A 12,510-nucleotide genomic window follows, 5' to 3' on the forward strand; every position below is an offset into this window, starting at 1 on the left:
TAACGCCGCGCAAGTTCGTTTACAAAAGACTTCAGCTTGCCGAGAAAGTCCGCCATGAATGGATACCGCCCGACCCCCGTCACGCCTTCGACGCCTGCTTGGCCTAGCCCGCAAAGCCCGGCCCTGGAGCGGATCGCAGCGAGTGGCAGCGATCGGCCGGCACCCTTGTCGTTCGCTCAGCAGCGCCTGTGGGTACTGCATCGACTGGAGCCGGATGCCGTCGCCTACAACCTGCTGCATGCCTTGCGCCTGCACGGCGAGGTTAATCGGCCGGCACTGCAGCAGGCCCTGAACGATCTGGTGCAGCGCCACGCCATTTTACGCACGCGCTTTTTCGAGAGCGAAGGCCAGGCTTGGCAGCAGCCGTTGGCTCAAGTGCAGGTACTCTTGCACGAACGCTCCCTGGTCGACGATGAGGCACTGGAACAGGTATTACTCGACGAGGCGCGCCGACCGTTCGACCTGGGGCAGGCCCCGTTGCTGCGGGCGACCTTGATTGAAATCCAGGAGCAGTCGCCGGTATTGGCGATTACCTTGCATCACATCGTGTCCGATGCCTGGTCCAATGGCGTGCTGCTGCGCGATCTGGGCCGCGCTTACGCTCGTGCAGCGGGCCTGGACAACAGCACGTGGGCTGAACTGCCGCTGCAGTACGCCGACTATGCCCGCTGGCAGCGTGAGCGCTACGCCCAGGTCGAAGGGCCGGCCACCGATTACTGGCGTGACTACCTGGGTAACGGGGCCCCGGCCCTGGACCTGCCAACCCGCGGGCCGCGCCCGGCGATCCTGGGCAGCCGTGGTGCGGCTTTGCGCCGAGCGGTGCCTGCGGCATTGGCGCAGCGCCTGCAAGCCTTCTGCCGCGAGCGCCGATTGACTCCGTTTGTGGTCTGCCTGGCGACCTGGCAGGCATTGCTGGTGCGCTACAGCGGTCAGCAGGCGTTTCTGATCGGTGTACCCCAGGCGGCGCGCAACCGTGCGGAAACCCAGGAACTGGTGGGCTTTTTCGTCAATACGCAGCTGTACCGCGTGGCGTTTACCGACGGGCTCACTGGCGCTGAGCTGTGCCAACGCCTGCGCAGCGAGTTTCTCAAGGCATTGGAATATGCCGATTACCCTTTCGAACTGCTGCAGGCGGAGCTTGAAACCACCCGTGACCTGAGCCGCGCGCCACTGTTCCAGGCCCTGTTCAATCTGCGTACCCAGGCCCCGGGCAAGCTGCAGGAACCGGGCGGCCTGCGCTTGGAGCCGGTGCGCATCGACACCGGGATCGCGAAGTTCGACGTGTCCCTGGATATCGAGGTGTCTGACAGCGGGGTCAGCGCGCGGCTGGAGTACAACCTGGAGCTGTTCGACTCTGACGTCATGCAAACCCTCCTGGCTCATTACGAGCAGTTGCTCGACGCCTTGATCCAGACACCGGACCTGGCATTGGAGCGACTGCCCCTGCTGCTGGCCGAGGAGCGACAGGCCATTCTCAAGACCAGTCGCGGCGTCTCGGCCCCGGCCTTCGAGCAGCCGCTGCACCAGACCATCGCCGACCAGGCCCGCCGTACCCCGCACGCTGTGGCGCTGGTGGTGGGCGAGCGCTCATGGACCTATGGCCAACTGGACAGTCAGGCCAACCGCCTGGCCCATGCCTTGCGCGAACAGGGCGTAGGGCCGGATGCCGTCGTCGGCCTGTGTGCCGAGCGCTCCTTCGAACAGGTGCTGGGGATCCTGGCCATTCTCAAGGCCGGCGGTGCCTGGTTGCCACTGGATCCGGAACTGCCCGACGAACGCCTGGCGGGCATGCTCGCCGACAGCGCGGCGCATGCCGTAGTGGCGCAAAATGCCGCCCACAGTACGCGGCTGCTGGCGCTGACTGGGTGTCCGGTGCTGGACCTGGCGACCCTGGTCCTCGACGGTTACTCGGCCGAGGCGCCCCGGGTGCCGGTGCTGGGTGAACACTTGGCCTATGTGATCTTCACCTCTGGTTCCACTGGCCGGCCCAAGGGGGTCGGCAACCGGCATTCGGCATTGGCCAACCGGCTGCACTGGATGCAGACGGCCTACGGGCTCGGCAGCACCGATGCAGTGCTGCAGAAAACCCCGTTTGGTTTCGACGTGTCGGTGTGGGAATACCTCTGGCCACTGGCCCAGGGCGCGCGCCTGGTGATGGCGCCGCCGGGGGCGCATCGCGACCCCGAGGCCCTGGCCGAGTTGATCGAGAGTCAGGCCATCAGCGTGATCCACTTTGTGCCGTCCATGCTTCAGGCTTTTCTCGCCGACGGCCAGGTCGCGGCTCACTCGGGCAGTCTGCGCCTGCTGGTATGCAGCGGCGAAGCCTTGCCGGCAGCGCTGGCGCGACGCTGCCTGGCCAGCCTGCCGGGAGCCTGCCTGGTCAACCTCTATGGGCCGACGGAAGCGGCCATCGACGTGACCCACTGGACCTGTCGTGCCGATGACCGCCCACATGTGCCGATCGGCCAACCGATCGACGGTCTGAGCACCTATGTACTGGATGCGGCGCTGCAACCTGTGCCCAACGGCGTGCCCGGCGAGCTGTACCTGGGCGGTGTCGGCCTGGCGCGGGGCTATTGCAACCGGGCGGGGCTGACCGCCGAACGCTTCGTTGCCGATCCGTTCGAGGCCGGGCAGCGCTTGTACCGCACCGGCGACCGGGTGCGACGCGCGGCCGATGGCACCCTGGATTACCTGGGCCGCCTCGATCATCAGGTCAAGCTGCGTGGGCAACGGATCGAACTGGGCGAGATCGAGGCGGCGTTGCTGGCCAGTGGCTGGCTGCACGAAGCGGCTGTGATGGTCTGTGATAGCCCTGGCGGGCAGGCCCTGGTGGCCTATGTCACGCCGCGCGACGATGCTCCGGCGGCCTTGGTCGAACGCTTGCGCGAGTGGGCTGCCCAGCAGTTGCCCGACTATATGCTGCCGGCCCAGACCGTATCACTGGCCAGCATGCCACTGAGCGCCAACGGCAAGCTTGATCGTCGGCAACTTCCGGCCGTGCAATGGCAGGGCGCGGCCTTCGAAGCTCCGCAAGGTCCTCGGGAAATCGCCCTGGCGGCCATCTGGCACAGTTTGCTGGGCGGCGAGGCCATCGGCAGTCAGGACAACTTCTTTGCCCGCGGCGGCGATTCCATCGTCGCGTTGCAGGTGGTCAGTCGGGCACGGGAGCAGGGCCTGCACCTCAAGCCTCGCGACCTCTTCCAGCACCAGAGCCTGCGGGCCCTGGCCGCAGCGTGCGAGGAGCGCAGCGCCACCTTCATCGATCAGGGGCCGGTGCAGGGATCATTGCCGCTGACGCCCTTGCAACAGCAGTTTTTCGCCCGGGCTATCGAGCAGCGCTCCCACTGGAACCAGGCCGTGATGCTGCAGCCGCGTCAGCCATTGCGGGCCGATCTGCTGGAGCGCACCTTGAGTCTGCTGGCCGACCACCACGATGCCTTGCGCTTGCGCTTTGATGCGAACGGGCAGGGTCATTACGTGCAGGGCGCCACGCCTGCGAAATTGTGGGTGTTGGCGGCGGCCGGCAGCCATGAGCTGGCTGACATCGCCGATCAGGTCCAGCTCAGTCTGGACCTGCAACACGGGCCGATCTGGCGCGCGGCGCTGGTAAACCTGGCTGAGGGTGGGCAGAGATTGCTGCTGGTGATCCACCACCTGGCCACCGATGGCGTGTCCTGGCGCATCCTGCTTGAAGACTTGCAGCGGGTGTATCGCAACCTGGCGGACGACCCACAAGCGATTCCGAGCTTGCCGCCCAAGACCACGTCGGGGCAAGCCTGGGGTCGAGCCCTGCGCGAACACGCCAGTAGCGCCCGACTGGTCGAAGAGGGCAATACTTGGCTGGCCGCATTGCGCGGGCCTAGCCTGCAGTGGCCCCTGCGGGATGCAGACGCAGTGCCGCGTGCAGGCGATGCCACCCGCCTGACCTTGCGCCTGAGCGCTGAGCGCACCCGTCAACTGTTGACCGACGCGCCCGCCGCCTACCGTTGCCGGGTCGACGATCTGTTGCTGACCGCCCTGGCCCGCGCCGCCTGTGCCTGGGGCAAGGCCGAAGCGTTGCTGGTGGAGCTGGAAGGCCATGGCCGTGAACCGTTCGACGAACAGCAGGACCTGAGTCGTACCCTGGGCTGGTTCACCAGCACCTGGCCGGTGCGTCTGACCCCGCGCCAAGACCTGGCCGACTCGCTGAAAACCATCAAGGAACAACTGCGCGTGCCCGGCAACGGCCTGGGCTACGGCGTGTTGCGCGAGTTAGGTCCGCAGCCGCTGCGCGAGGCGCTGGCCGCACTGCCGCCGGCACGGATCACCTTCAACTACCTGGGCCAGTTCGACCAGCAGTTCTCGGACAATGACATGTTCAGTCTGGCAGCGGAGCCGGCCGGTGCGAATGTCGATGCCCAGGCTCCGCTGAACAACTGGCTGACCCTGAACGCTGCGGTCCATGACCAATGCCTGGCCGTGGGCTGGAGCTTCAGTGCGCGGCAATTGGACCCGGCCTCCATCGAGGCGCTGCGTGACGGCTTCGCCCGCGAACTGGACGCGCTCATCGAGCATTGCCTGCATACGGAGCCGGGGCAATTGACCCCTTCGGACGTGCCGCTGGCGGCTCTCGATCAACAGCAGTTGCAGGCCTTGCCGTATGCGGCAGGCCGAATCGAGACTCTGTACCCGCTGACCCCTTTGCAGCAGGGACTGGTGTTCCACAGCCTGTACGACAGTCGTCCCGGCGATTACATCAACCAGGTGCGCGTCGATGCCTGGGGTCTGGACAGCGTGCGCTTCAGCCGTGCCTGGCAGGCGGTACTGGAGCGCCACGCCTGCCTGCGCAGCGCCTTCCACTGGCAGGACGACAAGAGCGTGCGCGTGGTATTGCGCAACGTCGAACTGCCACTGATCGAGCTTGAACTGCGTAGCGATGTCGAGCGCGATGCCCTGGCCCGGCAGCAGTTGCAGCAGGGCTTCGACCTGCAGGTCGGCCCCTTGTGGCGCCTGCACCTGGTGCGCACCGGCAGCGACAGCCATCAGTTGATTTTCACCTGCCATCACCTGTTGCTCGATGGCTGGAGCCTGTCGCGCCTGCTGGCCGAGGTATTGCAGCTGTATCGTGGCGAGACGCTGGGCGCGCCACTGTCGCGCTACGACGATTACCTGCACTGGCTGGCCGGTCGCGATACGGCGGCCGACGAAACCTTCTGGCGGGCACGCCTGGCCGACCTCCACGAACCGACTTTGCTGCACCAGGCACTGGCAGGTCAGGCCTTGGGTGGCGAAGGGGGTTATCACGGCCACCGTTTCAGCGCTTCTGCGAGCCAGTCGCTGGAGGCCTTCGCCCGTGATCGCCGGGTCACCCTCAACAGCCTGTTGCAAGCCGCCTGGGGGCTGTTGTTGCAACGTCTGAGCGGCCAGGCTCAAGTGGTTTTCGGCGCGACCTGGTCGGGGCGTCCGGCCGAGGTGGCGGGCATCGAAGAGCAACTGGGGCTGTTCATCAACACCTTGCCGGTCAATGCCGCGCCGCGCCCGGAGCAGACGGTGACGGCCTACCTGGAGGCCTGGCAGGAAGACAGCCTGGCCCTGCGCGACCATCAACACACGCCTCTGCAATCGATTCAGCGCTGGTTGGGGCGTAGCGGGCAGACCCTGTTCGATACCCTGCTGGTGTTCGAGAACTACCCGGTGTCGGCTGCCTTCGACAATGCCGACGATGCCTCGGGGCCGCGTTTCGGCCCGGCCCAGGTACGCGAGCAGAGTCATTATCCGCTGATGCTGACTATCAGCCCCGGAACACAACTCTCGGTCAAGTGCCATTACGATCCGGCCTGTTTCGATGCGGCCACCCTGAGCGCCCTGATGCAGTACTGGGAGCACCTGCTGTTGGCCATGTGCGACTCGCCACAGGCATGTCTGGGGCAGTTGCATGGCCTGGACATGTCCCAGCGCCGCGCCTTGCTGGCGGCAGGTGAAGCGGGCCGCAGTGCAATGCCGGGGCTGACCCTGGTTGAACAGTTCCAGTGCCAGGCGCAGCGCACGCCCCAGGCGTTGGCAGTGTGCTCGGGCGACGAACGCCTGGACTACGCCACCTTGAACCGCCGGGCCAACCGCCTGGCCTGGCGCCTGCGCCGAGCAGGCATTGGGCGTGACGCGCTGGTGGGCCTCTGCGTGGAACGTGGTGCCGGCATGCTGGTGGCATTGCTGGCGATCCACAAGGCTGGTGGCGCCTATGTGCCGCTGGACCCCGCCTTCCCGCCAGCGCGCCTGGCCCATATGCTCAGCGACAGCGGCATGGCCTTGCTGCTGACCCAGAACAGCCTGCAGGCCGAGCTGCAGGCTGCCGCGGGGGACATCCCCGTGTGGTTACTGGACACTCCCTGCGTACAAGAGCCGCAGGACGACACCGATCCCGCCGCGATCAACACTGCGGGCGACCTGGCTTATGTGATCTACACCTCCGGTTCCACTGGCAAGCCCAAGGGCGTGGCCATCCATCATGAAGCCTTGAGCAACTTCCTCGCCAGCATGGCCCAGGCCCCGGGCCTGGCCGCCGATGGGGGGCAGGCGCGAGCGATGCTGGCACTGACCTCGCTGTCGTTCGACATCGCCGGACTGGAGCTTTACCTGCCGTTGCTGCACGGTGCGCCGGTGATCATTGCTGATCGCGACGACGCCCGTGATCCGGCACGCCTGTGGGCCCTGGTGCAGCGCGAGCAGGTCGGTACGATCCAGGCCACACCGTCCACCTGGCGCATGCTGCTGGAACAGGACGCCGGGCTCGACCTGTCGGCTTGTCGCTTGTTGTGCGGCGGTGAGGCGCTGCCCAAGGCCCTGGCCGGGCAACTGGCCGGGCGCGGGGAGCTGTGGAACGTCTATGGCCCCACCGAAACCACCATCTGGTCGGCGCGCCAGCGCATCGGCGGCGAGAATCCGCAGCCACTGCTGGGTGAGCCGTTGGCCAACACCTGCCTGTATGTCCTCGATGAAAACCTGGAACCGGTGCCCCTGGGCGTGGCTGGCGAACTGTACATCGGTGGCGTTGGCCTGGCACGCGGCTATCACCGTCAGCCGGCACTGACCGCCGAGCGCTTCGTCGCCGATCCGTTCAACGCTGGCGCGCGCCTGTATCGCAGCGGCGACCGCGTGCGCCGACGCACCGATGGCCAGCTCGAATACCTGGAGCGTATCGACCAGCAAGTGAAGATTCGCGGCTTCCGCATCGAGTTGGGCGATATCGAGGCATGCCTGGAACGTCACCCCGGCGTGCGCCAGGCGGCGGTCACGGTGCAGACCCGAGGCGCCGGTCAACAGCTGGTGGCCTATGTGGTGCCGAACGGCGCCTCGCTGGCCGGCGAGGTGTTGCAACAGTACGTGCGCGAGCATCTTCCCGACTACATGGTGCCTACCTGGATCGTCGAGTTGCCCGGCTTGCCGCTGACCCCCAACGGCAAGCTGGACCGCAAGGCCCTGCCACAACCTGGGCCCGATACCCGGCACTACGTGGCGCCGCGCACGGTGGCCGAAACCCTGCTGTGCGAGATCTGGCAAAGCGTGCTGGGACTGGAACAGGTTGGTATCCACGACGATTTCTTTGCCCTGGGCGGCGACTCGATCGTGTCTATCCAGGTGGTCACCCGGGCCCACCAGCAAGGCTTGTCGATCACCCCCAAGGCACTGTTCGAGCAGCCCACCGTCGAAGCCCTGGCCCAAAGCGCGGTGGCGGTACAGGCCGAGGCGCCACGGCTGGCCGACGACCGCGAACTGGTCAGTCTGAGCGAGGCGCAATGGGCGGCCTTGCCGTTGCCGCGGGCAGAGATCGAAGACATCTACCCCTTGGCACCGATGCAGGAAGGCCTGCTGATGCACTGCCTGCTGGAGCCGAATTCAGGTATCTACCTGATGCAGAACCAGTACCGCCTGGAAGGCCACTTCGAGCCCGACACCTTTGATGCCGCCTGGGCCATGGTGGTGCGCCGGCATGAAGCGCTGCGCACCGGCTTCGTCTGGAACGTCACCGAACGGCCGCTGCAGATCGTGCGGCGCGAGGTAGCGCCATGGGTCGCCCATTTCGACTGGCGCGGCCGACCTGAGCAGGAACAACGCCGTTTGATGAACGACGAGCTACAGGCCGAGCTCGACCAGGGTATGGACCTGGCCCGCGCGCCGCTGCTGCGCATTCGTCTGGCGCGCCTGGACGAGGCCCATGTGCATTTGGTGGTCAGCTACCACCACAGCATCATGGACGCCTGGTGTGTGCACCTGCTGTTGGCCGACTTTCTGGCCTGCTACCGGTCGTTGCAGGGCAGCGACGCCGCCTTGCCGCCGGTGGCGGCGCGCTACCGCGAATTCATCGCCTGGCTTGGCGAGCGCGACCTGCAGTTGACCCGCGGCTACTGGAAACAGGCGCTGGCCGGTTTCGACAGCGTCACCTCGCTGCCGGTGGAAAAGGCCAGCGGACGCGGCGACGGTCACTCGCGCATCATCGACCGTCTGGTCTCCTTGAGCGAAGCCCAGACCGAACGCCTGCGCGTCACTGTGCGTGAACAGCAGACCACCATCAACACGGTGGTCCAGGCTGCCTGGGCCCTGACTTTGCGGACCTACAGCGGTCGTGACGACGTGCTGTTCGGCATCACCGTAGCCGGGCGCCCACTGGAGCGGGTGGACATGCACGCCACCCTGGGCTTGTTCATCAATACCATCCCGCTGCGCGTGCAGGTGCCCGAGCCCGGCTCGTCGACCACTGCAGGCCAATGGCTGCGCGCGTTGCTGGCGCAGAATCTGGCGATGCGCGAGCACGAGCATCTGCCGCTTGTAGAGATCCAGCAGGCCAGCGCCATCCCCCACGGGCAATCGATGTTTGACAGCCTGCTGGTATTCGAGAACGCGCCGCTGGATGCTGCGGTGGTGGAAGGCGGCAAACAGCTGCGTGCCGAGATGTTGCAAAGCCGCACCCACACCAACTACCCGATCACCGTGGTGGCGTACCCCCGTGGCGCCCTGACGCTGCACCTGTCCTGCGACGAGCGACTCTTCGCCAGCGCCACCGTGGAGGCCCTGCTGGCCAATTTCCGTCAGCACCTGATCAACCTGCTGGACGGGTTGCAGGCGCCCGTCACGCGTTTGCCGCGCCTGGATGCGGTGGTACGTGAACATTTGCTGGGTTGGCACAACGCCACTCAGCGTGACTACCCGCTGCACAGCAGTTATGCCCAGTTGTTTGCCGCCAGCGCCGCGCGCCATCCCCAGCGTATCGCTGCCGCCTGCCTGGACCAGTCGCTGACCTACGCGCAGCTCGACGCCCGTGCCAACCGCCTGGCCCATTGCCTGCGGGCTCAGGGGGCGGGGCCCGAGCGGCAGGTGGCATTGCTCGATGAGCGTGGCCTGGACCTGCTGGTGATGATGCTTGCCACCCTCAAGGCGGGGGCGGCATGGTTGCCCCTGGACCCGGCCCATCCGCCACAGCGCATTGCTGAAATCCTTGCGGCCGGCTCGGTGGCCTGCGTGGTCAGCCGGCGCGCCCGCAGCGAAGTGCTGGAGCAGAGCTTTGACCTGTTGGGCCGGAATTCGGCCGCGGGGAGCTGCCCGGTATTGCTGATGGACGACTGGCAGGAGCAGATGTGGCCCGCCGTCGACCCGGCGGTGCCGAGTGGACCGCGCAGCCTGGCCTACGTGCTGTTTACTTCCGGCTCCACCGGCAAGCCCAAGGGCGTCATGGTGGAACAGGCGGGCATGCTCAATAACCAACTGAGCAAGGTGCCATATCTGGGCCTGGACGAGCACAGCGTCATCGCCCAGACCGCCAACCAGTGCTTCGACATTTCCGTGTGGCAGTTCCTGACCGCGTTACTGTGTGGTGGCCGGGTAGAGATCTTCCCCGAGGATATCGCTCGTCATCCGACGGCTCTGCTGGCCCATGTCCGCCGCTGCGGCGTGACGGTGCTGGAGTTGGTACCCGCATTGATTCAGAGCCTGCTCGACGAACCGGAGCAAGTCCTGGACAGCCTTCATTGGCTGTTGCCAACCGGTGAAGCCTTGCCGCCGGCACTGGCCCGGGACTGGCAACGCCGCTACCCGGCGATCCCCTTGATCAACGCCTACGGCCCGGCGGAGTGCTCGGACGACGTGGCGTTCTACCAGGTCGAGGCGATCAGCGACACGGCCGCTTATCTGCCCATCGGCACGCCCACTGACAACAACCGCCTGTACATCCTCGATGGCAGCCTTGAGCCGCTGCCGGCGGGCGTGGTGGGAGAGCTGTATGTGGCCGGGGTGGGGGTCGGGCGCGGCTATCTGGGCGATCCCATACGCACGACCCAAGCGTTTGTCGCCGATCCGTTCGGCGCGCAACCGGGGTCGCGGCTGTACCGCACCGGTGACCTGGCGCGGCGTCGTCAGGACGGTCTGATCGAGTATGTCGGGCGCGCCGATCATCAGGTCAAAATCCGTGGCCTGCGCATTGAGCTTGGCGAGATCGAGGCGCGCCTGCGGGCTCAGCCCCAGGTCGCAGAGGCCATCGTAGTGGACCACGACGCTCCGCTGGGGCGGCAACTGGTCGGCTATATCACCCTGGCGTGCGAGCTGGATAACGTCGAAAGCGTGCTCAAGGCCGCCCTGCGCGAGAGCCTGCCCGACTACATGGTGCCGGCGCACCTGATAGTGCTGGCGCAGTTCCCACTGACACCCAACGGCAAGCTCGACCGCAAGGCCCTGCCTGCACCGCAATGGGCCGCGCGCGCGCCGCAGGCCCCACGCAACGAACTGGAAGCGCAGTTGCTGGAGATCTGGCGCGAGGTGCTGCAGCAGCAGGACATCGGCGTGACCGATGACTTCTTCGAGCTGGGTGGCCACTCGCTGTTGGCGACCCAGGTGTATACCCGCCTGCAACGCCAGTTGCAGATTGCCTTGCCGCTGCGCGAGGTGTTCGAGGCCAGCACGGTGGCGGCCCTGGCCTTGTGCGTGGAGGCGGCGCGCAACAGCCAGCGTCTGTCGAGCCAGGCCAGCAAGCTCAGCGCGCTGATGGCGGAACTGGAAGAAAAGTCATGAACGAATTCGACGTGCCAACCCGGCGCTTTTCGGTTACTCAGGAGAACAGGTAATGCAGACGCTCGATGTTCAAGCGGTTCCGGCCCAGGGCCGGGTTATCAACGCTGTGGCTCCCAACGCAGTGCCGGAGAGCGCCAATGCGCCTCTGCTCGGCCGTCAGGCACGCCATGAGTCCAATGCCCGCAGCTACCCGCGGCGCTTGCCCCTGGCACTCAAGAGCGCCAAAGGTATTCACGTGCAGGATATGGATGGGCGGCGGTACATCGACTGCCTGGCGGGCGCTGGCACTCTGGCCCTGGGGCACAATCACCCTCGGGTGATCGCCGCGATTCGCCAGGTACTGGACGATGAGTTGCCGCTGCATACCCTGGACCTGACCACGCCGGTCAAGGACCTGTTCATGCAGCGTCTGCTGGAAACGCTGCCGGCGTCCTTTGCGGCCAAGGCCAAGATCCAGTTCTGCTCGCCCAGCGGCTCGGACGCCGTGGAGGCAGCGCTCAAGCTGGTGCGTATCGCCACCGGTCGACGCGGCGTTCTGGCCTTCCAGGGCGGTTACCATGGCATGACCCAGGGCGCGCTGGGCTTGATGGGCAGCCTGGCAGCCAAGCAGCCACTGGAAGGGACCTTCGCTCCGGTGCAGTTCCTGCCGTATCCCTATGACTTCCGTTGCCCCTTCGGCGTGGGCGGCGAGGAGGGCGTGCGCCTGGGGCTGCGCTACATCCAGAACCTGTTGGAAGATCCCGAGGGGGGCGTCGCACCACCGGCGGCGGTGATCGTCGAGGCGGTACAGGGTGAAGGCGGCGTTGTGCCGGCAGCGCTCAGCTGGTTGCGCGGCCTGCGCGAAATCACCCGACGCGCCGGTGTAGCGCTGATCGTCGACGAGATCCAGAGCGGCTTTGGCCGCACCGGCAAAATGTTCGCCTTCGAGCACGCCGGCATCGAGCCTGATGTGGTGGTCCTGTCCAAGGCCATCGGCGGCAGTCTGCCGCTGGCCGTGGTGGTTTACCGTGAAGAACTCGACCTCTGGAAGCCCGGGGCGCATGCGGGCACCTTCCGTGGCAACCAACTGGCCATGGCCGCCGGTATCGCCACCCTCGACGTCTTGCGTGACGAACAGCTGGCCGAGCATGCGGCCACCATGGGCGGGCGGCTGTCGGGGCATCTGCGGGCGTTGCAGTGCGATCACCCGTGTATGGGCGATGTGCGCGGGCGCGGGCTGATGCTGGGCGTGGAGATCGTCGACCCGCAAGCTCGTGATGCCCAAGGCAACCCGGCGGCCGACGCGGCCCGGGCCTCGCGCATCCAGGCATCCTGCCTGCGCCACGGTTTGATCCTGGAACTGGGGGGCCGCTACGGCGCGGTGGTGCGCTTCCTGCCACCGCTGATCATCACTGCGGCACAGGTCGACGAGGTAGCGGATCTGTTTGGTCGCGCACTGCAGGAGAGCGTATTGCCGTCGGGGAGCTGAAGGGC

At 66.4% G+C, this 12,510-nt stretch carries 2 protein-coding genes; both read left to right on the plus strand.

Going from position 1 to position 12,510, the window contains the following annotated elements:
• Positions 1–54: 54 nt before the first annotated feature.
• Positions 55–11,037: an amino acid adenylation domain-containing protein gene (locus tag ACCD02_RS10420; protein WP_413301042.1), complete on the plus strand. Its 10,983-nt coding sequence runs from the start codon at positions 55–57 to the stop codon at positions 11,035–11,037.
• 52 nt (positions 11,038–11,089) lie between these two features.
• Positions 11,090–12,505: a diaminobutyrate--2-oxoglutarate transaminase gene (locus ACCD02_RS10425; RefSeq protein ID WP_413301044.1), complete on the plus strand. Its 1,416-nt coding sequence runs from the start codon at positions 11,090–11,092 to the stop codon at positions 12,503–12,505.
• Positions 12,506–12,510 lie beyond the last annotated feature (5 nt).

This window comes from Pseudomonas sp. Pseusp88, assembly GCF_047303955.1.
Taxonomy (GTDB): domain Bacteria; phylum Pseudomonadota; class Gammaproteobacteria; order Pseudomonadales; family Pseudomonadaceae; genus Aquipseudomonas.